The following is a 22,675-nucleotide window of genomic DNA, read 5'->3' as shown; positions in this document are numbered from 1 at the left end:
GCCAGATATTCATCAACACCTCCTGGCAAACCTCATTTTATCGCCTTATAACAGGCCAAATTTCAGTAGAATTTATTATGGATCTCCCCGCCGGGGTAGATTCATCGGCTACACAAATCATTAACATAGTCGCTGCACCCTTTTTTTACGCCCGTAAATTCCCTACAATCCTGCGCATTGTCCGCTAACTATAATGAGGATCTCATGGGCACGGCTAAACACAGTAAGCTGCTTATCCTTGGTTCAGGCCCCGCTGGTTACACCGCTGCGGTCTATGCTGCACGCGCTAACCTGCACCCGGTACTGATCACCGGTATGGAAAAAGGCGGCCAGCTCACGACCACCACTGAAGTGGAAAACTGGCCTGGCGATCCGCATGATTTGACCGGACCGCTGTTGATGGAGCGTATGCATGAACACGCTGCGAAATTCGAAACGGAAATTCTTTTCGATCACATCAGTAAAGTGGATCTGCAAAACCGCCCGTTCCGTCTGACCGGCGACAGCGGCGAGTACACTTGTGATGCGCTGATCATCGCCACCGGCGCCTCCGCCCGCTATCTCGGCCTGCCGTCAGAAGAAGCTTACAAAGGACGCGGCGTATCCGCCTGCGCTACCTGCGACGGCTTTTTCTACCGCAACCAGAAAGTAGCGGTGATTGGCGGCGGCAATACAGCGGTTGAAGAAGCGCTTTATCTGGCGAACATCGCCTCGGAAGTGCACCTGATCCACCGCCGCGACACCTTCCGCGCGGAAAAAATTCTGATCAAACGTCTGATGGATAAAGTGGCGAGCGGCAATATCGTGCTGCACACTCACCGTACGCTGGAAGAAGTGACCGGCGACCAGATGGGCGTGAGCGGCCTGCGCCTACGCGATACGCAGAACAGCGATAACGTGGAATCTTTAGAAGTTGCCGGTCTGTTCGTCGCCATTGGCCACAGCCCGAACACCGCTATTTTTGACGGTCAGCTGGAGCTGGAAAACGGCTACATCAAAGTGCAGTCGGGGATCCACGGCAACGCGACCCAGACCAGCATTCCGGGCGTGTTTGCGGCGGGCGATGTAATGGATCATATCTACCGTCAGGCGATCACCTCTGCCGGAACCGGTTGTATGGCCGCGCTGGATGCTGAACGTTATCTCGACGGTCTGGCTGAAAACAGTAAATAATTTCAGCGAGTAAGGCACTTAAAGACAAAGTAAAGAAGGCGACTATCAGTCGCCTTTATTTTTTCGCCGTTGTAACATTGCCGTGCATAAATTTATGGTCACTTTACCTGCTAAGCGCGCAATGAATAAAACCCGTCAACAAGAACTAACCCGCTGGCTCAAACAGCAAAGCGTAATTTCCCGTCGCTGGCTGATGACCTCCCGCATTCTGGGGCTTGTCAGCAGCATATTGATCGTGGCTCAGGCCTGGCTGCTGGCCACCATCCTTAATCATATGATTATGGAAAATATTCCCCGCGAGGCGCTGTTGCTGCCCTTTGTGCTGCTGGTGCTGGTGTTTATTCTCCGCGCCTGGGTAGTGTGGCTGCGCGAACGCGTCGGCTTCCATGCCGGTCTGCACATCCGCTATGAGATCCGCCGTCTGGTGCTGGACCGTCTGCAACAGGCAGGCCCGGCGTGGATCCAGGGAAAACCGGCGGGCAGCTGGGCGACGCTCATCCTTGAGCAGATCGACGACATGCACGATTACTATGCGCGCTATTTGCCGCAGATGGCGCTGGCTGCCAGCGTACCGCTGTTGATTGTGCTGACGATTTTCCCGACCAACTGGGCCGCCGCGCTGATTTTGCTCGGCACCGCGCCCTTGATCCCGATGTTTATGGCGATGGTCGGCATGGGCGCCGCAGATGCGAACCGCCGCAATTTTAAAGCGCTGGCCAGATTAAGCGGGCATTTTCTGGACCGCCTGCGCGGTATGGAAACGCTGCGCATTTTTGGTCGGGGTGAAGCGGAAACCGAGAATATTCGCCAGGCATCCCAGGATTTCCGCAGCCGCACGATGGAAGTGCTGCGCATGGCGTTTTTATCTTCCGGCGTGCTGGAATTCTTTACCTCCCTTTCTATTGCGCTGGTCGCGGTGTATTTCGGCTTCTCTTATCTGGGCGAGTTGAATTTTGGTCACTATGGCGCAGGCGTCACGCTGTTTGCGGGCTTCCTGACGCTGATCCTCGCGCCGGAGTTCTTCCAGCCACTGCGCGATCTGGGCACCTTCTATCATGCAAAAGCGCAGGCCGTTGGCGCGGCTGACAGCCTGAAAACCTTCCTCGAAACGCCGCTGGCATGGCCGGAACGCGGCGAACGCACGCTGAATACCGATGAGCCGGTCAGCGTGATGGCCCGCGGCGCGGTGATTAAATCACCGGAAGGCGCGATCCTTGCTGGGCCGCTCGATTTTACCCTTCCTGCCGGGCAGCGCGTGGTGCTGGTCGGGCAAAGCGGTTCCGGGAAAAGCTCGTTGATTAACGCCCTCTCCGGTTTTCTCAGCTATGAAGGATCGCTGCAAATCAACGGCGTCGAGCTGCGCGATCTCGATCCGCTGGCGTGGCGCAGGCAGCTAAGCTGGGTCGGGCAGAATCCACAGCTTCCGGCGACCACGCTGCGCGATAACGTGCTGCTGGCCCGGCCGGACGCCAGCGAAGCAGAGCTTAAAGCCGTGCTGGACGCCGCCTGGGTGAGCGAATTTTTGCCGCAGTTGCCACAGGGGATCGATACGCCAGTGGGCGATCAGGCGGCGCGTCTGTCCGTCGGGCAGGCCCAGCGCGTGGCCGTTGCGCGTGCGCTGCTGAATGCCAGCCAGCTGATGCTGCTGGATGAGCCGTCCGCCAGTCTGGATGCGCACAGCGAACAGCGTGTCATGCAGGCGCTGAATACCGCCTCGCTGCGTCAGACCACCCTGATGGTGACCCACCAACTGGAAGGACTGACGAACTGGGACAGTATCTGGGTGATGCAAAACGGCAGGCTGGTTGAACAAGGCGATTATACCGCTCTCGCCGCCGCAGGCGGGCCTTTCGCCGCCCTGCTCGCCCATCGCCAGGAGGAAATTTAAATGCGCGCGCTCCTTCCCTATCTCGCATTATATAAACGCCATAAATGGCTGCTGACGCTGGGCGTGGTGCTCGCCATTGTGACGCTGCTGGCCAGTATCGGTCTGCTGACCCTCTCCGGCTGGTTCCTCTCCGCCTCGGCGGTGGTTGGCGTGGCGGGTATTTACAGTTTTAACTATATGCTTCCCGCCGCCGGGGTGCGTGGCGCGGCCATTACGCGCACCGCTGGCCGCTATTTTGAGCGGCTGGTCAGCCACGATGCCACCTTCCGCGTTCTTTCTCATCTGCGCGTTTCCACCTTCAGCAAGCTGCTGCCGCTTTCTCCTGCCGGGCTGGCGCGTTTCCGTCAGGGCGATCTGCTAAACCGCGTGGTGGCGGATGTGGATACGCTGGATCATCTCTATCTGCGGGTGATTTCGCCGCTGGTCGGCGCGCTGGTCGTCATCCTTGTGGTGACGCTGGGTCTTGGCGTGCTGGATGTCACGCTGGCGCTGACGCTCGGCGGCATTATGCTGCTGACCTTACTCCTGCTGCCGCCGCTGTTTTACCGCTTGGGTAAATCCACCGGTGAAAAACTGACCGCGCTGCGCGGTCAGTATCGCCAGCACCTGACCAGCTGGTTGCAGGGCCAGGCTGAGCTGACCATTTTTGGCGCCAGCCAACGCTACCGTGAGCAGATGGAGAATACCGAATTAAGCTGGCATGACGCCCAGCGTCGTCAGTCTGAACTGACGGCGCTTGCCCAGGCGCTGATGCTGCTGATTAGCGGCTTTGCGGTGATTGCCATGCTGTGGCTGGCGGCGGGCGGCGTGGGCGGCAATACCCAGCCCGGTCCGCTGATTGCGCTCTTTGTTTTCTGCGCGCTGGCCGCCTTCGAAGCGCTGGCACCAGTGACAGGCGCGTTCCAGCATTTAGGCCAGGTGATCGCCTCTGCGCGTCGTATCACCGAGATCACCGATTGCCCGCCGGAAGTGACTTTCTCTGCCGGGGAAACGGCCATGCCTGCGCAGGTCGATCTGCGGCTTGACGCCGTGTCCTTCACCTATCCGCAACAGGTACAGCCAGCGCTGAAAGGCGTATCGCTGGAAGTGACCGCCGGGCAGCGTGTGGCCATTCTGGGACGCACCGGCTGCGGTAAATCAACGCTGCTGCAACTGCTGACGCGGGCATGGGATCCGCAGCAGGGCGAGATCCTGCTGAACGGTCAGCCGCTGACAAGTCTCAGCGAAGCCGCCCTGCGCGCCACCATCAGCGTGGTGCCGCAACGGGTGCATCTGTTCAGCGCCACCCTGCGTGATAACCTGCTGTTAGCCTCCCCTGCCGCTTCCGATGAGGCGCTGGCGACAGTGCTGACTCAGGTCGGGCTGGAAAAGTTGCTTGATGACGGCGGGCTGAACAGCTGGCTGGGCGAAGGCGGCAGGCAGCTCTCCGGCGGCGAACTGCGCCGTCTGGCGATCGCCCGTGCTTTGCTGCATGATGCGCCGCTGTTTTTACTGGACGAACCGACCGAAGGGCTGGACGCCACCACTGAAAGTCAAATCCTTGATTTGCTTGCTGAAGTGACGAAAGGCAAAACGGTGCTGATGGTTACCCACCGTTTGCGTGGTTTGTCGCAATGCGATCAAATAATAGTGATGGACAACGGTGAAATAATTGAGCAAGGTAATCACGCAGCGTTAATGGCAAAACAGGGTCGCTACTACCGGTTTAAGCAACGGCTGTAAATTTGAATCATTCCTTGTTGCGTTGTGGAGCGTTGTGGTCATGCGCCTGGTTCAGTTATCTCGTCATTCTGTTGCTTTTCCCTCGCCCGAAGGGGCGTTGCGTGAACCTAACGGGCTGCTGGCGCTGGGCGGCGATCTCAGCCCTGCCCGCCTGCTGATGGCTTATCAGCGCGGCATCTTTCCCTGGTTTTCTCCGGGCGACCCTATCCTGTGGTGGTCGCCGGATCCACGCGCCGTCCTGTGGCCGGAACAGTTTCACCTCAGCCGCAGCATGGCCCGCTTTCACAAGCGTTCCCCTTACCGCGTCACCCTCAATCATGATTTTGGACGGGTGATCGCAGGCTGCGCCCATGATCGTGATGAAGGTACCTGGATCACGCCGGATGTGGTGCTGGCGTATCATCGTCTGCATGAGCTGGGCTACGCCCATTCCATCGAAGTCTGGGAAGGGGATGAGCTGGTTGGCGGCATGTACGGCGTGTCGCAGGGCGCGTTGTTTTGCGGCGAGTCAATGTTCAGCCGCCGGGTGAACGCCTCGAAAACGGCGCTGCTGGTATTGTGCGAGGATTTCCTGCGTCAGGGCGGCCAGTTGATCGACTGCCAGGTATTAAATGAACATACCGCCTCTCTCGGCGCGACAGATATTCCGCGGCGGGAATATCTGCAACACCTGAATGCGATGCGTCTGCAAAAGATGCCGCCACATTTTTGGGTGCCGCGGACGTTATTTACGCCCACGCGGTGAATGTTTTCGGCACATTTCTTGTCAGAGTGTTATAATGGACGCGCAGAGTAGCTTCTGCCTGTTGCCCCGCCACCGTTTGGGACTAGCTCGAATCAGGTAACGCCCTTCGTTTATCTTGTCGCTCCCCTTTACGTTCGCGCTTTTACGCGTCGGTTTATAATGTGGGCAATACGCCAAGGTTACTTTGCTGCGTAATTATCCGCGCAAATCTTTACTTAACTGATGAATTTCGGCATTATCTTGCCGGTTCAAAAAAATTTTGGTAGTGATACCCCCGAGGACTAGATGGCCAAAGAAGACAATATTGAAATGCAGGGTACCGTACTGGATACGTTACCTAATACCATGTTCCGCGTTGAGCTGGAAAACGGTCACGTGGTAACTGCGCATATCTCCGGTAAAATGCGTAAAAACTATATCCGCATTCTGACGGGCGACAAAGTGACTGTTGAGCTGACCCCGTACGACCTGAGCAAAGGCCGCATTGTCTTCCGTAGTCGCTAATAGCAATCGCTGCTACGCCTTCACTGGCGTATAGAAAGACTAAAGGTCGGGCAATCCCGGCCTTTTTTATTTGCCGCGAAAAAGTACAGCCATAAAAAAACCGGGTTTTCACCCGGTTTTGTTTTATTTAAAAGAGATTAATGCGCGGCTTCGGCTTTGTGCTTCTGGGCACTCTGAAAACCGTAGGTCAGTTCATTTTTCTCTTTATCCAGCGCCACTGTCACCTGGCCGCCGTCCACCAGCGAACCAAACAGCAGTTCGTTGGCGAGCGGTTTTTTCAGGTTATCCTGAATGATACGTCCCATCGGACGCGCACCCATGGCACGGTCATAGCCTTTCTCTGCCAGCCAGTCGCGCGCTTCCTGGCTGACTTCCAGCGACACGCCTTTCTGATCCAGCTGCACCTGGAGTTCGACAATAAATTTGTCGACCACCTGATGGATAACCTCGGTAGAGAGGTGATCGAACCAGATAATATTGTCGAGACGGTTACGGAATTCCGGCGTAAAGATCTTCTTAATCTCGCCCATCGCATCGGTGCTGTTATCCTGGTGGATCAGGCCGATGGATTTACGCTCGGTTTCACGTACCCCGGCGTTGGTAGTCATCACCAGCACCACGTTACGGAAGTCTGCTTTACGCCCGTTGTTATCGGTCAGCGTGCCGTTGTCCATCACCTGCAACAGCAGGTTAAAGACATCCGGGTGCGCTTTCTCGATCTCATCCAGCAGCAGTACCGCATGCGGATGCTTGATCACCGCATCCGTTAACAGTCCGCCCTGATCGAAGCCGACGTATCCCGGAGGCGCGCCGATCAGACGACTGACCGTATGGCGTTCCATATACTCGGACATATCAAAACGCAGCAGCTCAATGCCCAGCGCTTTCGACAGCTGCACGGTCACCTCGGTTTTCCCGACCCCGGTCGGCCCGGCGAACAGGAAAGAGCCAACAGGTTTATGATCCTGGCCAAGACCGGCACGGCTCATCTTAATCGCTTCGGTTAACGCCTCAATCGCATTATCCTGCCCGAAGACCAGCATTTTCAGGCGGTCGCCGAGGTTTTTCAGCGTATCGCGATCGCTCTGCGAGACGCTTTTCTCAGGAATACGTGCGATGCGGGCCACCACGGATTCGATGTCCGCCACGTTGACGGTTTTCTTACGTTTGCTGACCGGCATCAGACGCGCACGCGCGCCCGCTTCGTCGATCACGTCAATCGCCTTATCCGGCAGGTGACGGTCATTGATATATTTCACCGCCAGCTCCACCGCCGCACGTACCGCTTTCGCGGTGTAACGCACGTCGTGGTGCGCTTCGTACTTCGGCTTCAGCCCGTTCAGGATCTGCACGGTTTCTTCTACAGACGGCTCGGTGACGTCGATTTTCTGGAAACGACGCGCCAGCGCACGATCTTTCTCGAAGATGTTGCTGAACTCCTGATACGTGGTGGAACCCATCACGCGGATCTTACCGCTGGAGAGCAGCGGTTTGATAAGGTTAGCGGCATCCACCTGGCCACCCGACGCAGCGCCCGCACCGATAATGGTGTGGATTTCGTCGATGAACAGAATACTGTTGGTATCCTGCTCCAGCTGCTTTAACAGCGCCTTAAAGCGTTTTTCGAAATCGCCACGGTATTTAGTGCCCGCCAGCAGCGAACCAATATCCAGCGAATAAACCGTACAATCGGCCATGATTTCCGGCACGTCGCCCTGCACAATACGCCAGGCGAGGCCTTCAGCAATGGCGGTTTTACCCACGCCGGACTCACCCACCAGCAGCGGGTTGTTTTTGCGACGACGGCACAGAACCTGAATGGTGCGCTCCAGCTCCTTATCGCGGCCGATCAGCGGGTCAATTCCGCCGACACGAGCAAGCTGATTAAGATTGGTGGTGAAGTTTTCCATACGTTCCTCCCCGCCTGCCTGCTCTTCAGTATTAGGTTGGTTGCCGGGTTCGGACGACTGGCCTGGCTCATCTTTACGCGTACCATGTGAAATGAAATTCACGATATCAAGACGGCTAACTTCATGTTTGCGCAGCAGATAGGCTGCCTGCGACTCTTGTTCGCTGAAAATGGCGACAAGCACGTTCGCACCGGTCACTTCATTGCGGCCGGATGACTGAACGTGGAAGACCGCGCGCTGCAACACACGCTGGAAGCTGAGCGTAGGTTGGGTATCCCGCTCCTCTTCGCTGAGCGGCAGCACGGGTGTGGTTTGTTCGATGAAGGCTTCAAGTTCCTGACGCAGCGCGACCAGGTCCACGGAGCACGCTTCGAGTGCTTCGCGAGCTGATGGGTTACTGAGCAACGCCAGTAACAAGTGCTCTACGGTCATAAACTCATGTCGGTGCTCGCGCGCTCTGGCGAAAGCCATGTTTAAACTGAGTTCCAGTTCCTGGTTGAGCATTGGGCACCCCCCTCAATAGTTTGCCTTGATCAGGCTTTTTCTAACGTACACAACAATGGATGTTCGTTCTCCCGGGCATACTCATTCACCATCGCCACCTTGGTCTCCGCAACTTCGGCGGTAAACACACCACAGATAGCTTTCCCGTGATAGTGAACGGTGAGCATCAATTGCGTTGCGCGTTCTACATCATAAGAAAAGAACTTTTGTAGCACGTCAATAACAAATTCCATCGGCGTGTAATCATCGTTCATTAACATTACTTTATACATGGATGGCGGTTTTAGCGCTTCGCGCTGTTTATCTGCCGCCAGCTGGTCGAAATCCAGCCAGGTATTGGTCTTGCCCATCGCTCGTATTCATCTTCGGTTGAAGTTGCCAACAGCGTGCACACTGTCAGTAACTTGAGTCTAGATGCATTTTGAATCTACATCATAAGTGAGATAACTATCATCTATCATTGCCATCCGCGATGGCTGTCACAAACTACCGCAATTGCGTTAACTGCTTCAAAATTTTGACTCAATCATGCTTCGCTGCACACCCTAACGCTTGACCCAAAGCCCGAAATATCTAAATTGTACAGGTCGGGAGTTGGCGACGTTTTGAACAACTGCCCTCTCTGCCACCGGTTCATTCCATCTTACTTAAATAAGATTTACGAAGGATGTCGAAGCATGGAAACGGGTACTGTTAAGTGGTTCAACAACGCCAAAGGGTTCGGCTTTATCTGCCCTGAAGGCGGCGGCGAAGACATTTTCGCTCATTATTCCACCATCCAGATGGATGGTTACAGAACGCTCAAAGCCGGGCAGATGGTCCGGTTTGATGTACATCAGGGACCGAAAGGCAATCATGCCAGCCTCATTGTTCCCCTTGAAACGGAAGCCGTTGCGATTGCCGAGGCCGTCGCGTAGTCCTGCTTCGTTTCATTGTGTACAGCCTGCCAGTAAAATGCCAGCCCGCGGGCTGGCATTTTTATTTACTCACGCGCCAGCGCATCCACCGGATCCAGCCGCGCCGCATTGCGGGCGGGTAGCCAGCCAAAGAGCACGCCGGTGAAGGTTGAACAAATAAACGCCGTCAACAGCGCCACCGGTGAAAAACCAATTTCCCAGCCGGGCAGGAAAATTTGCAGCGTAAAGGCAATCAGCATGGATAAACTCACGCCTAGCGCCCCGCCCACCAGACACACCAGCACCGCTTCAATAAGAAACTGTGACAGCACGTCGCTGGCCCGCGCGCCGACCGCCATCCTGATGCCGATCTCACGCGTACGCTCCGTCACCGACACCAGCATGATATTCATCACGCCAATACCACCGACCAACAGCGAGATCACCGCCACCAGCGTCAGAAACAGCTGTAATGTACGTGTGGTCTTTTCCGCCGTTTTCAAGATGCCGTCCATATTCCAGGTGAAGAAATCTTTTTTACCGTGGCGCAGGGAGAGCAGCCGCGTCAGCTGCTGATCCGCCTGTTCGCTGCTGTAGCCCTCTTTCACCCGCACGGTGATCGAGTTAAGCCAGGACTGCCCCATGATGCGCCCGGACATGGTGGTATACGGCAACCAGACGCGCAAAATTTTGCTGCTGCCGAACATCGACTGCTTCTCTTCCGCCACGCCTATTACCGTCGCGGGCATATTGCCAACGAGGATCACCTCGCCCACCACTTTCGCTTTATTAGGGAAAAGCTGCCGCCGGGTATTGGCGTCCAGCACCACCACCTGCGCGCGCCCTTTCAGCTGTTCGTCGTTAAAGGTCGCCCCTTCGCTGAAGGTCATGCCGTAAACGTTAAAATACTGCCCGCTGACGCCGTTGGCGCTGGAGGCGACGTCAATGCCGCCGTAACGTAAACGCAGGCTTTGCGATACCGCAGGCGTGGCGGAGCTGACCCACGGCTGCTTCTGAATGGCCACCAGATCGTCATATTTCAGCGACTGCTGATACTGCGGATCGTCATCGCCAAAATCTTTGCCGGGATAGACATCAATGGTATTGGTGCCGATGGCGCGTATATCCGCCAGCACCAGCTGTTTCGCCGCATCCCCCACCACAACAATCGAGACCACCGAGGCGATGCCGATAATGATCCCCAGCATGGTCAGCAAAGTACGCATTTTGTTGGCGGCCATCGCCCGCCAGGCCATGGTCAGCGCTTCGCGAAATCCGCTGCTGAACTGTCGCCAGCCGCTTTCCGGCCGGGTATTCACATGGCGATCCGCGCTGGCGGCAGCGCGGGATCGCGGCGGCGGATTACTGATGATTTCCCCGTCGCGGATCTCAATGATGCGTTCGGCCTGCGCCGCCACCAGCGGATCGTGGGTGACGATGATCACTGTGTGACCGTTGTCGCGCAGCTGATGCAGGATCGCCATCACTTCTTCGCCCGAACGCGAGTCCAGCGCCCCGGTAGGCTCATCGGCGAGGATCACCTGGCCGCCGTTCATCAGCGCGCGGGCAATACTGACGCGCTGTTGCTGGCCGCCGGACAGCTGCGACGGCTGATAACCTTCCCGCTCCCCCAGCCCCAGCCGTTGCAGTAATTCATGCGCCCGCTGTAAACGAGCTTTACGCTCGGTACCGGCGTAGACCGCGGGCACTTCGACGTTCTGCGCCGCCGTCAGGTGCGACAGCAGATGGTAGCGCTGAAAGATAAAGCCAAAATGCTCGCGGCGCAGGCGGGCCAGCGCGTCTTTATCCAGCAGGGCGACATCGCTGCCCGCCACGCGATAGGTGCCGCTGGAGGGCTTATCCAGGCAGCCCAGAATATTCATCAGCGTTGATTTGCCGGAGCCGGACGCGCCGACAATCGCCACCATTTCACCCGCTTCAATACTAAGGGTGATCCCCTTCAGCACTTCCACCTGGCCTTCGCCGGAGGGATAGCTGCGGCGAATGTCATGCAGTTCGAGCAGCGCCGTCATGGCGTCACTCCGGGCGTTGTGGTGCCCGTCACCACTTCATCGCCCGCTTCCAGACCTTTGGTCACTTCCACATCGGTGTCATTACGCGCGCCGATAGTCACTTCGCGCTCGCGGGTTTCGCCATTGCGCAGCAGCGTGACCTTGTAACGGTTATCGCCAATGGGATCGCCCAACGCCGACAGCGGCACGGTAAGCACATTTTTCACTCCTGAAAGCTGAATATGCACCTGCGCGGTCATCTCCAGACGCAGCACGCCTTTCGGGTTCGGCACTTCAAAACGGGCATGATAAAAAATCGCGTCGTTCACTTTTTCCGGCGTGGGCAGAATATCTTTCAGCACGCCTTCATAGCGGGTGAGGGGATCGCCCAGCACGGTAAACCAGGCTTTCTGGCCGGGTTTGAGATGAATGACGTCCGCCTCAGAGACCTGGGCTTTCACCAGCATGGTGCTCATATCCGCCAGCGTCAGAATGTTCGGCGCCTGTTGCGCGGCGATCACCGTCTGGCCCTGCAGGGTGGTGATTTGCGTCACTTCCCCGGCCATAGGCGCGACGATGCGCGTGTATTCGAGGTTCGTTTTAGCCGTATCCAGCGTTGCCTGATTACGTTTAATTTGCGCGTCGATGGTACCGATTTGCGCCTCTTTTACCGCCAGCTCAGTGATGGCAGTATCCAGATCCTGGCGCGACACCGCCTGGGTTTTCGCCAGTTGCTGCTGACGGCCCAGCGTCACCTGCGCCAGACGTCTTTCCGCATCCGCCTGGCGGCGCTGCGCGCGCAGCTCCATTAATGTGGCTTCCACCTCTTTGATCTGGTTCTGCGCCTGCTCCGGATCGATAACGCCCAGCAGCTGATCTTTCTTCACTTTATCGCCAATATTCACCGACAGCGTTTTCAACTGACCGCTCACCTGCGCACCCACGTCAACTTTGCGCAGCGCATCCAGTTTGCCGGTGGCCAGCACGCTTTGCTGCAAATCACCCGGCCGGACGATCAGCGTCTGGTACTGCGGCAGCGGCGCATTGAGCTGCCGCCACAGCCAGAATCCGGCAATCAGCGCCAGCACGGTCAGCAACAATACGACCTTCCTGCGTTTTCCCTTTAGCTTCATATAAATTCCAGTAATTGAGCTGACTTCAGTAATGATGAATTCTACCTAAACGGAGGGTCAACGAAACCCCACCTTTATTTTATCCCGCAAACCCATTGAGGTGGCGTTGAGAGTGTCCTTGCTGAAATGAATGCCTGGTTATTACGCGCAGGTTTATCATGTCTACATTCGTTGCCACTCCACACTCCGCATTGCCGCAACCTGAAACAGGCTGGCAGCTTTTCCGCCATTTAGCCAGCGGAATGCTGATCCCCGGGCTGGCCTGGCAAAACCCGGCCTACCGCCGGAAATTTGTGCTTCGCTCGCTGGCGACGCCCTTCGCTACCGCAAAGTGGATGTCCATTCTGGTCAGACAGCCGTGCCTGCTGCAACTTCTCAATGCGCAGCCGGGCCTGCCGTGCCGTCTGCATCGTCCCTGGCTGTCGGTGAACATCTCGCGGCAGACGGCGATTGACGCCCTGCGCTGGCATTACCAGAGCCTGATGCAGCAACTGCCTGCCGGCGTACTCAATGGCTACCTTTCCCGTCACGGCGTGGAACTGGCGACCCTTAACGGCAAAAACGATCGGCCCTACAGCCTGCGTCTGCGCGCGGATGCGATGCTGGACAAAGAAGGGGAAGCGACGCTGGTGTTTTGCGATGCTGAGCAGACGGTGCTGGCGGAGCTGACTTTTACCCTCTGCCCGGTGGAGGGCAAAAACACGCTTTATGTCGGCGGTTTACAGGGCGCGAAAGCCCATGTCGATCATCAACTGATCCAGAGCGCCACCAAAGCCTGCCACGGCCTGTTCCCTAAACGCCTGCTGGTGGAAGCGGCCATGGCAATGGGTGAAAAGCTTGGGGTGGCGCAGATCCTCGCGGTCAGTAACCATACGCATATTTATCGCAACTGGCGCTACCGCCAGAAAAAGCAGGACAAACTGCACGCCGATTACGATGGCTTCTGGCTGTCGCTGGGCGGCGAGCCGACGGCCAGGGGCGATTATCAGATGCCGCTGGCGATGCCGCGCAAGCCCATGGAGGAGATCGCCAGCAAAAAACGCGCGGAGTATCGCCGCCGTTATGAACTGCTCGACAGCCTGCTGACGCAGGTGCAGCGCGCGATGGGCTAATCTGCCCGCCCGCGTGCCAGCCACAGCACGCGGGAAAACATCTTGCGCAGCAGCAGCGGCACGGCATCCACGCCGCGTCGCCCCGCTTCCATCGCCACTTCTATCGCCAGATCCGGTTTCGATGAGCGGTGAATGGCTTTGATGATCACCCGCCGCATATTCATTGGCACATTTTCCGGCAGTTGCGCCACCCGGTGATAAACGTCGGCGAAGCCTTCGCGATACATAAAATGTTCCATGTCCATCGCCGGTAAGGCCGTCAGGTGATCGCGTTCATGATCGCGATTGCCGTCCAGCATACTGCGGGCGGTGGCGGCGTATTTTTTCCCGGCCTCGTCGCCATCCACCAGCACATGCCATTCAATCCCCATGCGACGGGCGAATTTCACCAGCGGTTTCAGGCCGGACTGGGCGAACTCGATCACTTTGATCCCTTCGGCGTCAAAATGATGACCGCACTGGCGCGCCAGTTCGCTGATCACCCAGGTTTCCGTTTCCCCTTCCACCAGCAGCCAGCAGCGGGCAAACAGCGACGAAGGGCGGTTAGCGCGGATATGAAACGCGATGCGGCGGCTGTCTTCGGCGTTCATGCCGCCCGGTCCCAGTCGCCAGGCGGCGATGCGGGAGGAGCCGCGTACCAGCCGACAGACATGCTCCACCGGCGTCAGCGACAGCAGCTCGCCGGAGTTAGTGGTGGTGATGCGCTGCAACGGCAGCAGGTTCAGCAACTGCCAGGCCACCGACAGCATGATTGGGTGCAGGCGGGTTTCCGGATCTTCAATCAGCAACAGCGGCCTCGCGTCTTTATCGAGCCGTATTGTGCCTTTCGCCTGTAACAGGGTGGAAAACAGCCCCAGCAAAATGACCCTGTGGCTGCGGCCGCCGGGTTTGTCGATCATCCGGTTGATAATATCGAGATAGCGCCAGCTGCGCTGCTCATCGTGGGCGTGGCGACGCAGCAGACGATGCCGCGCCTGGGTGGTGCCCTGTTCGGCAAAATAGTGCTCCAGCAGCTGTACCATCGCCGTCAGCCCGTGACGTATCTGCCCGTCGCTAAGGTTTTGCGGACGCGATACCAGTTCGCGGGCGAGAAAATCAAGCTGCCGGGCGGTGACGTCCACATCCGGCGCTTCCGGCACCGTACCGTTGCGAATGCGGCGCATAAAACGGGCATCCCGCAGGCGCAATATCGGCATCAGACGCACCAGATGCCGCGCCTGTTCATCGATGTTTGTCAGCGGCAGCAGTTGCCCTCCGGCATCCAGAAAACCGCGCAGGGTCATCACGCTGCCGTCTTCTCCCAGCTCGCCCTCCAGCCGGTAAAATATCCGGTGATAGCCATCGTCTCCGGCCACCCAGCAATCGGTCAGCGGCCGGTAACGTCGGGCATGGCGGTGCCCCGGCTCGGTTTCACGAAAGGTCAGAATGATATGCAGATGGTGTTCGCGCCCCATAACATCGCCCGGGGGAAACCAGAAATCATCGCGCGTGAAATGATAAAGCGTGGATTCAGGTGATAATAACAGCGTCAGCGCATCCAGCAGGCTGGATTTACCCCACGCGTTTTCGCCGATCAGAACATTATTTTCTTCCAGCAGCAGAGATAATCGGTTAATACCGCGAAATCCGGCAATGTCCACGCGTTCCAGCAGCATAACTCCTCCGGCAATAATGGCGCTCCATTGAGTACAACAGTATAGCGGGCCGGAAAAAAGTAAAATATATCAAGACCTGAGAGAATATACGGACATCACATCTGCATAATTTTTCTTTATTTCTGCTTCTTTACTCACTTAAGCGGATTGAGTAGTGTGTTACGGCGCTATTTCATTTTTAAGCAAAGGATCCAGGCTGTTCATGTTATCAGGACTACTCATCATACTTATCCCGCTTATCGTGGGTTATCTCATTCCCCTGCACCATACCGCCGCCCTTAAGCTGATTAACCGCTTATTAAGCTGGATCGTGTACGTCATTCTTTTTTTTATGGGGATAAGCCTGGCCTTTCTCGATAATCTGGCGACCAATCTGCTGGCCATACTGCATTATTCCGCGGTCAGCATCGTCATTATTATGCTGTGTAATATTGCCGCCCTGTTATGGCTTGAACGCGCCCTGCCCTGGCATCATCAGCACCAGCAGGAAAAATTACCGTCGCGGGTGGCCATGGCGCTGGAATCCCTTAAGCTGTGCGGCGTGGTGGTGCTCGGTTTTATAATTGGCCTCAGCGGGCTGACATTCCTGCAGCACGCCACCGAAGCCAGCGAATATACGCTGATTTTCCTCCTGTTCCTGATTGGCATTCAGCTGCGTAATAACGGCATGACCTTAAAGCAGATCGTGCTGAACCGCCGCGGGATGATTGTCGCCGTGGTGGTACTGTTAAGCTCGCTGGCGGGCGGCATAATTAACGCGCTGATCCTTGATCTGCCGCTGAAAACCGGTTTAGCTATGGCGTCCGGTTTTGGCTGGTATTCCCTCTCCGGTATCCTGCTGACCGAATCCTTTGGCCCGGTCATTGGCAGCGCCGCCTTCTTTAACGATCTGGGCCGTGAACTGATCGCCATTATGCTGATCCCGGCGCTGGTGCGCCGTAGCCGTTCTACCGCGCTGGGATTATGCGGCGCCACCTCCATGGACTTCACGCTGCCGGTACTGCAACGCAGCGGGGGGCTGGAGATGGTTCCCGCCGCCATTGTGCACGGTTTTGTGTTAAGTCTGCTGGTACCGCTGTTAATGGCCTTTTTCTCCGCCTGATACCCCTCCGGCGGTAGGTCACTACCGCCTGAAATTGCGTTAAATCAATCTCCCTGCAAGTAGTCATACAAATCACTTTAAACCCCTGCGTCAGCGGCATAAGCTTAAACATGCATTTTAAATATAACTTATACAGGTGTGATCATGTTTTGTGTGCAATGTGAGCAAACTATCCGTACTCCGGCTGGCAACGGCTGTTCTTACGCGCAGGGGATGTGCGGTAAAACCGCAGAAACTTCTGATTTGCAGGATCTGCTGATTGCGGCGCTGCAGGGGTTATCCGCCTGGGCGGTAAAAGCCCGCGACTATGATCTCATCGACCATGAGATCGACAACTTTGCGCCGCGCGCCTTCTTCTCCACCTTAACTAACGTAAACTTCGATTCGCCGCGTATCGTGGGTTATGCCCGTGACGCCATTGCGAAACGTGAAGCCCTGAAAGCGCTGTGCCAGAGCATCGATCCGGCGGCCAGCGTGGATCATCCGCTGGCGGATCTGCAACTGGTGAGCGACGATCTGGGCGAGTTGCAGCGTCAGGCAGAAGCCTTCACGCCGAACAAAGACAAAGCCGACATCGGCGACAATATTCTCGGCCTGCGCCTGCTGTGCCTGTACGGCCTGAAAGGGGCGGCGGCCTATATGGAACACGCTCACGTGCTGGGCCAGTACGATAACGCCATCTACGCCCAGTATCACAAAATTATGGCGTGGCTTGGCACCTGGCCTGCGGATATGAATGCGCTGCTGGAATGTTCGATGGAAATCGGCCAGATGAACTTCAAAGTGATGAGCATCCTCGACGCCGGTGAAACCGAAACCTACGGCCATCCGACCCCGACCCAGGTGAACGTCAAAGCCACTGCCGGTAAATGTATTTTGATCTCCGGTCATGATCTGAAAGATCTCTACAACCTGCTGCAACAGACCGAAGGCACCGGCGTGAACGTTTATACCCACGGCGAAATGCTGCCGGCGCACGGCTACCCCGAACTGCGTAAGTTTAAACATCTGGTGGGTAACTACGGCAGCGGCTGGCAGAATCAGCAGGTGGAATTCGCCCGCTTCCCTGGCCCCATTGTGATGACCTCGAACTGCATTATCGACCCGACGGTCGGCGCGTATGACGATCGTATCTGGACGCGCAGCATCGTCGGCTGGCCGGGCGTAAGCCACCTGGAAGGTGACAATTTCGCGCCGGTGATCGCCCAGGCACAGCAGATGGCGGGCTTCCCGTTCAGCGAAATTGAACATCTGATCACCGTGGGCTTTGGCCGTCAGACGCTGCTCGGCGCGGCAGATACGCTGATCGATCTGGTAAGCCGTGAAAAACTGCGTCACATCTTCCTCGTCGGCGGCTGCGACGGGGCACGCGGCGAGCGTAACTACTTTACCGATTTTGCCACCAGCGTGCCGGATGACTGCCTGATCCTCACCCTCGCCTGCGGGAAATACCGCTTTAACAAGCTGGACTTCGGCAACATCGAAGGACTGCCGCGTCTGGTGGATGCCGGTCAGTGTAATGATGCTTATTCGGCGATTATTCTGGCGGTCACCCTGGCGGAAAAACTGGGCTGCGGCGTGAACGATCTGCCGCTGTCGCTGGTGCTCTCCTGGTTTGAACAAAAAGCGATTGTTATTCTGCTGACGCTGCTGTCGCTCGGCGTCACCAATATTGTTACCGGCCCGACCGCGCCAGGCTTCCTGACGCCGGATCTGCTGGCGGTACTGAATGAGAAGTTTGGTCTGCGTTCCGTGACCACCGTGGAACAGGACATTCAGCAACTGCTGAGCGCGTAAGGAGGACGTTATGACGATGCCCGTAGCCCAATGTCCATGGCGTATGCAGGTTCACCACATCACACAGGAAACGCCTGATGTGTGGACGCTGTCGCTGTTATGCCATGACTACTACCCGTACCGTGCGGGCCAGTATGCGCTGGTCAGCATTCGTAATTCCGCCGATACGCTGCGCGCCTATACGCTCTCCTCAACGCCTGGGGTCAGCGAATACATCACGCTGACCATCCGTCGTCTGGACGGCGGCGCAGGCTCGGAATGGCTGACCCGCGACGTGAAGCGCGGCGACTATCTGTGGCTTTCCGATGCGCAGGGGGAATTCACCTGTGATAACGAACCTAACGATCGGCTGCTGTTGCTGGCGGCGGGCTGTGGCGTGACGCCGATTATGTCAATGCGCCGCTGGCTGGCGAAGTATCGCCCTGACGCCGATGTGCAGGTGATTTTCAACGTCCGCTCGCCGGAAGATGTCATTTTTGCCGATGAGTGGCGTCGTTATCCGGTGACGCTGGTGGCGGAAAACAATGCCACTCACGGTTTTGTCTCCGGACGCCTGACCACGGAGTTGCTGAAATCCGTGCCGGATCTGGCCTCGCGTACCGTCATGACTTGCGGCCCGGCACCGTACATGGATCTGGTGGAAAAAGAGGTGAAAGCGCTGGGCGTGACCCGCTTCTTTAAAGAGCAGTTCTTTGTACCCGCCGCTGCCGCGGCAACAGGCGGGCTGAAAATCAGCAAGCTACAACCGGCGCGGGATTTTTATGCGCCGGTTGGCAGCACGTTACTGGAAGCGATGGAAAGCAATAAGGTGCCGGTTAATGCCGCCTGTCGTGCGGGCGTGTGCGGCAGCTGTAAAACGCGGGTGCTTTCCGGGGATTACAGCGTAACCAGCAGCATGACGCTGAGCGATGCGGAGGTGGCAGAGGGCTATGTGCTGGCCTGCTCCTGCCATCCGCAGAGTGATTTAGTGTTGGCGTAATAAATAGCGCCGGGTGGCGGCTTACGCCTTACCCGGCCTGGACAACTGAAAAATGCCGGGTGGCGGCTTACGCCTTACCCGGCCTACACAACTGCACACCTGTAGGCCCGGCAAGCTTGCGCCGCCGGGCAAGGCTATTAACGCCATTCTGCCGAGGGCGCAAAGGAATACCGTCCCGCGCCTAGCAACGCCACCGCGATCGACGCCACAAAGAAATAGACCAGGCTTTCAATCGCCCAGGCGCCGGTCACATCCAGCGCGCCGGTTTTATTAATGCCGACCATCAGCCACGCCACCACCATCGTGAACGCAATGCCCAGCGCCGCCGGACGCGTCAGCACGCCCAGGATCACCAGCAGCGGACACAACACTTCCCCCAGCAGCACGCCGTAGGCGATAAAACCCGGCAACCCTTTTGCCACCAGCATGCCGCTGATGCCGTCAATCCCGTCAAAGAGCTTATGCAGTCCATGAAATAACATCAGCCCGCCCACCGTCAGACGCAGTAAAAACTTGCCCGCATCTTCATGCGCAAACATTCTGTTAACTGCATTTAACATTGATTTAACCATTTGAAATGATTCCTGTTTTCATTATGTGGCTTGCAGATTATTCCGAATGCTGGCGGAAATAAACCCCTGTTAGCTGTAGGGCTGATAAAAGTGTGACGGCCATTTTCATCTACGCTTGTTAACGAGACTTTTAACAAGGACACCAGACATTATGAAACAGACCGTAGCCGCATTTGTCGCCAAAACACTCGAACAGGCTGGCGTAAAACGCATCTGGGGCGTCACCGGCGATTCTCTGAATGGCCTAAGCGATAGCCTCAACCGTATGGGCACCATTGAATGGATGCCGACCCGCCATGAAGAGGTCGCCGCCTTTGCCGCCGGTGCAGAAGCGCAGTTGACCGGCGAACTGGCGGTCTGTGCCGGTTCATGCGGACCGGGTAACCTGCATCTGATCAACGGCCTGTTTGACTGTCACCGCAACCGCGTGCCGGTGCTGGCGATTGCCGCGCATATCCCGTCCAGCGAAATCGGCAGCGGCTATTTCCAGGAGACCCACCCGCAAGAGTTGTTCCGTGAGTGCAGCCACTATTGCGAGCTGGTTTCCAGCCCCGAGCAGATCCCGCAGGTACTGGCCATCGCCATGCGCAAAGCCATTCTCAACCGCGGCGTGTCGGTGGTGGTACTGCCAGGCGACGTCGCGCTTCAGGCCGCGCCTGAAACCGCCAGCGCCCACTGGTATCACGCGCCGCAGCCGGTGATCACGCCGACGCATGAGGAGCTGAAAAAACTGGCGCAGCTGTTGCGCTACTCCAGCAATATCGCGCTGATGTGCGGCAGCGGTTGTGCCGGGGCGCACCAGCCGCTGATCGAGTTTGCCGCTAAACTGAAAGCGCCGATTATCCACGCCCTGCGCGGCAAAGAGCACGTGGAGTACGACAACCCGTATGACGTTGGCATGACAGGGCTGATCGGTTTCTCCTCCGGCTATCACGCGATGATGAATGCCGATACGCTGATCCTGCTCGGCACCCAGTTCCCGTACCGCGCGTTTTACCCGACCGACGCCAAAATCATCCAGATCGATATCAACCCCGCGAGCATTGGCGCGCACAGCAAAGTGGATATGGCGCTGATCGGCGACATCAACGCCACCCTCACCGCCCTGCTGCCGTTGCTGGAGGAGAAAACCGACCGCCGCTTCCTTGATAAAGCGCTGGAAGATTACCGTGATGCGCGTAAAGGCCTCGACGATCTGGCGAAGCCAAGCGAAAAAGCCGTGCATCCGCAATACCTGGCGCAGCAGATCAGCCATTACGCCGATGACGATGCGATTTTCACCTGCGACGTCGGCACGCCCACCGTCTGGGCGGCGCGTTATCTGAAGATGAACGGCAAACGCCGTCTGCTCGGCTCTTTTAACCACGGCTCAATGGCGAACGCCATGCCGCAGGCGCTGGGCGCAAAAGCCACCGCGCCGGACCGCCAGGTGGTGGCAATGTGTGGCGACGGCGGCTTCAGTATGCTGATGGGGGATTTCCTTTCCGTGGTACAGATGAAGCTGCCGGTGAAAATCATCGTCTTTAACAACAGCGTGCTGGGCTTTGTGGCGATGGAGATGAAAGCCGGGGGCTATCTGACTGACGGCACCGATTTACAGGATACCAACTTCGCGCGTATCGCCGAAGCCTGCGGTATCACCGGTATTCGCGTCGAGAAATCCTCCGAAGTGGACGACGCCCTGCAGCGCGCTTTCGCCATCGACGGCCCGGTGCTGATCGATGTGGTGGTCGCCAAAGAAGAACTGGCGATGCCGCCGCAGATCAAACTGGAGCAGGCCAAAGGCTTCAGCCTGTATATGCTGCGCGCAATCATCAACGGGCGCGGTGATGAGGTCATGGAACTGGCGAAAACCAACTGGCTCAGGTAAAACAGAAGGACAATTCTGAGTCAAAATAAGGAAATGCCGTGATCGACTTACGCAGTGATACCGTCACCCGCCCCGGGCGCAATATGCGTCGCTATATGATGGCCGCCCCGGTCGGGGATGACGTGTACGGAGATGATCCGACCGTGAACGAACTTCAGCGTTACGCGGCGGAACTCAGCGGCAAGGAAGCCGCGCTGTTTTTACCCACCGGCACCCAGGCGAATCTGGTGGCGCTGTTAAGCCACTGCGAGCGCGGCGAGGAGTACATCGTCGGCCAGGGCGCGCATAACTATCTGTATGAAGCCGGTGGTGCCGCGGTGCTGGGCAGTATTCAGCCGCAGCCCATCGACGCCAGCCCGGACGGCACCCTGCCGCTGGACAAAGTGGCGGCCAAAATCAAAGCCGACGATATTCACTTCGCCCGCACCCGCTTACTGAGCCTGGAGAACACCCATAACGGCAAAGTGCTGCCGCGCGACTATTTACAGCAGGCGTGGGACTTTACCCGTGAGAAAGGCCTGGCGCTGCACGTGGACGGCGCGCGTATCTTTAACGCCGTGGTGGAATACGGCTGCGAGCTTAAAGAGATCACGCAGTATTGCGACTCCTTCACCATTTGCCTGTCGAAAGGCCTGGGCGCGCCGGTTGGCTCGCTGCTGGTGGGCAACCATGACTACATCAAACGCGCGCTGCGCTGGCGGAAAATGACCGGCGGCGGAATGCGCCAGGCGGGATTTCTGGCGGCAGCCGGTCTGTACGCCCTGAAAAATAACGTCCAGCGTCTGAAAGAGGATCACGACAACGCCGCCTGGCTGGCAGCGCAGCTGCGTGATATCGGGGCGGACGTCAGCCGTCAGGAAACCAATATGCTGTTTGTGCGCGTGGGCGAAGAAGATGCCGCGGCGCTGGGCGAATTTATGCAGGCGCGCGGCGTGCTGCTGAACGCCTCGCCGGTGACGCGTCTGGTAACGCATCTTGACGTCAGCCGCGAACAGCTGACGGAACTGGTGGCGCACTGGCAGGCCTTTTTACAACGCTAAGGCGCGGAAGGCCACATCACGCGCCCGACAGAACAAAATAGAGAGAAAGTCTGAATGGAAG

At 57.3% G+C, this 22,675-nt stretch carries 18 protein-coding genes; 12 read left to right on the top strand and 6 right to left on the bottom strand.

What is annotated here, in order from left to right:
* Positions 1–204: 204 nt before the first annotated feature.
* The 5 genes from trxB to infA all read left to right on the top strand — a co-directional run bounded on the left by trxB (position 205) and on the right by infA (position 6,032).
* Positions 205–1,173: a thioredoxin-disulfide reductase gene (trxB, locus tag BMF08_RS13165; RefSeq protein ID WP_199775921.1), complete on the top strand. Its 969-nt coding sequence runs from the start codon at positions 205–207 to the stop codon at positions 1,171–1,173.
* A gap of 121 nt (positions 1,174–1,294) precedes the next feature.
* A complete protein-coding gene (gene cydD / locus BMF08_RS13160) occupies positions 1,295–3,061 on the top strand; it encodes a heme ABC transporter permease/ATP-binding protein CydD (protein WP_072568014.1) in 1,767 nt (588 codons plus the stop codon).
* Positions 3,062–4,783: a heme ABC transporter ATP-binding protein/permease CydC gene (gene cydC / locus BMF08_RS13155; protein ID WP_072568013.1), complete on the top strand. Its 1,722-nt coding sequence runs from the start codon at positions 3,062–3,064 to the stop codon at positions 4,781–4,783. It abuts the gene before it with no gap.
* Between the two features lie 40 nt (positions 4,784–4,823).
* A complete protein-coding gene (aat, locus tag BMF08_RS13150) occupies positions 4,824–5,528 on the top strand; it encodes a leucyl/phenylalanyl-tRNA--protein transferase (RefSeq protein ID WP_072568012.1) in 705 nt (234 codons plus the stop codon).
* A gap of 285 nt (positions 5,529–5,813) precedes the next feature.
* Complete coding sequence (gene infA, locus BMF08_RS13140; protein ID WP_002211347.1) at positions 5,814–6,032, top strand: translation initiation factor IF-1; 219 nt, start codon at positions 5,814–5,816, stop codon at positions 6,030–6,032.
* Between the two features lie 137 nt (positions 6,033–6,169).
* Here the strand turns inward: infA and clpA are convergent, their stop codons facing one another.
* Both clpA and clpS read right to left on the bottom strand, forming a co-directional pair.
* Complete coding sequence (gene clpA, locus BMF08_RS13135; protein WP_072568011.1) at positions 6,170–8,446, bottom strand: ATP-dependent Clp protease ATP-binding subunit ClpA; 2,277 nt, start codon at positions 8,444–8,446, stop codon at positions 6,170–6,172.
* A gap of 29 nt (positions 8,447–8,475) precedes the next feature.
* Positions 8,476–8,796 (bottom strand): ATP-dependent Clp protease adapter ClpS, encoded by a 321-nt coding sequence (gene clpS / locus BMF08_RS13130; RefSeq protein ID WP_072568010.1) that lies wholly within the window; start codon positions 8,794–8,796, stop codon positions 8,476–8,478.
* A 327-nt stretch (positions 8,797–9,123) separates the two neighbouring features.
* Between clpS and cspD the strand changes: the two genes are divergently transcribed.
* Positions 9,124–9,363 carry a cold shock-like protein CspD gene (gene cspD, locus BMF08_RS13125; protein ID WP_072568009.1) on the top strand — a complete coding sequence of 80 codons (240 nt, stop codon included), beginning with the start codon at positions 9,124–9,126 and terminating at the stop codon, positions 9,361–9,363.
* Between the two features lie 65 nt (positions 9,364–9,428).
* Here cspD and macB read toward each other — a convergent pair whose 3' ends face one another.
* Both macB and macA read right to left on the bottom strand, forming a co-directional pair.
* A complete protein-coding gene (macB, locus tag BMF08_RS13120) occupies positions 9,429–11,375 on the bottom strand; it encodes a macrolide ABC transporter ATP-binding protein/permease MacB (protein ID WP_072568008.1) in 1,947 nt (648 codons plus the stop codon).
* A complete protein-coding gene (macA, locus tag BMF08_RS13115; RefSeq protein WP_072568007.1) occupies positions 11,372–12,487 on the bottom strand; it encodes a macrolide transporter subunit MacA in 1,116 nt (371 codons plus the stop codon). Before macA ends, macB begins: the two co-directional genes overlap by 4 nt.
* A 158-nt stretch (positions 12,488–12,645) precedes the next feature.
* Here macA and BMF08_RS13110 point away from each other — a divergent pair, with 158 nt between their 5' ends.
* A complete protein-coding gene (locus tag BMF08_RS13110) occupies positions 12,646–13,599 on the top strand; it encodes a VirK/YbjX family protein (RefSeq protein ID WP_072568006.1) in 954 nt (317 codons plus the stop codon).
* On the opposite strand, the gene BMF08_RS13105 is transcribed toward BMF08_RS13110, so the two are convergent.
* Entirely contained in the window at positions 13,596–15,254 is a 1,659-nt protein-coding gene (locus tag BMF08_RS13105; protein WP_072568005.1) for an ATP-dependent endonuclease, read from the bottom strand. The genes BMF08_RS13110 and BMF08_RS13105 overlap by 4 nt on opposite strands.
* 202 nt (positions 15,255–15,456) lie before the next feature.
* Between BMF08_RS13105 and BMF08_RS13100 the strand changes: the two genes are divergently transcribed.
* The 3 genes from BMF08_RS13100 to hcr all read left to right on the top strand — a co-directional run bounded on the left by BMF08_RS13100 (position 15,457) and on the right by hcr (position 19,132).
* Positions 15,457–16,356, top strand: coding sequence for a lysine exporter LysO family protein (locus BMF08_RS13100; protein WP_072568004.1), 900 nt, complete (start codon positions 15,457–15,459; stop codon positions 16,354–16,356).
* A gap of 144 nt (positions 16,357–16,500) precedes the next feature.
* Positions 16,501–18,153: a hydroxylamine reductase gene (gene hcp / locus BMF08_RS13095; RefSeq protein ID WP_072568003.1), complete on the top strand. Its 1,653-nt coding sequence runs from the start codon at positions 16,501–16,503 to the stop codon at positions 18,151–18,153.
* Positions 18,154–18,163: 10 nt separating this feature from the next.
* On the top strand, positions 18,164–19,132 hold the full coding sequence (gene hcr / locus BMF08_RS13090; protein ID WP_072568002.1) for an NADH oxidoreductase: 969 nt from the start codon (positions 18,164–18,166) through the stop codon (positions 19,130–19,132).
* Positions 19,133–19,269: 137 nt separating this feature from the next.
* Here hcr and BMF08_RS13085 read toward each other — a convergent pair whose 3' ends face one another.
* The gene (locus BMF08_RS13085) at positions 19,270–19,704 is read right to left on the bottom strand and encodes a DoxX family protein (protein ID WP_072568001.1); all 435 of its coding nucleotides are present in this window, start codon (positions 19,702–19,704) and stop codon (positions 19,270–19,272) included.
* Positions 19,705–19,855: 151 nt separating this feature from the next.
* Here BMF08_RS13085 and poxB point away from each other — a divergent pair, with 151 nt between their 5' ends.
* Positions 19,856–21,574: a ubiquinone-dependent pyruvate dehydrogenase gene (gene poxB / locus BMF08_RS13080; RefSeq protein WP_072568000.1), complete on the top strand. Its 1,719-nt coding sequence runs from the start codon at positions 19,856–19,858 to the stop codon at positions 21,572–21,574.
* A 38-nt stretch (positions 21,575–21,612) separates the two neighbouring features.
* Positions 21,613–22,614, top strand: coding sequence for a low-specificity L-threonine aldolase (gene ltaE, locus BMF08_RS13075; protein ID WP_072567999.1), 1,002 nt, complete (start codon positions 21,613–21,615; stop codon positions 22,612–22,614).
* Positions 22,615–22,675 lie beyond the last annotated feature (61 nt).

The organism is Enterobacter sp. SA187 (genome assembly GCF_001888805.2).
In the GTDB taxonomy this organism is placed as follows: Bacteria; Pseudomonadota; Gammaproteobacteria; order Enterobacterales; family Enterobacteriaceae; genus Enterobacter_D.
Note: the sequence above shows the minus strand (reverse complement) of the source record. Positions and strands in the feature narration are given on the sequence as shown.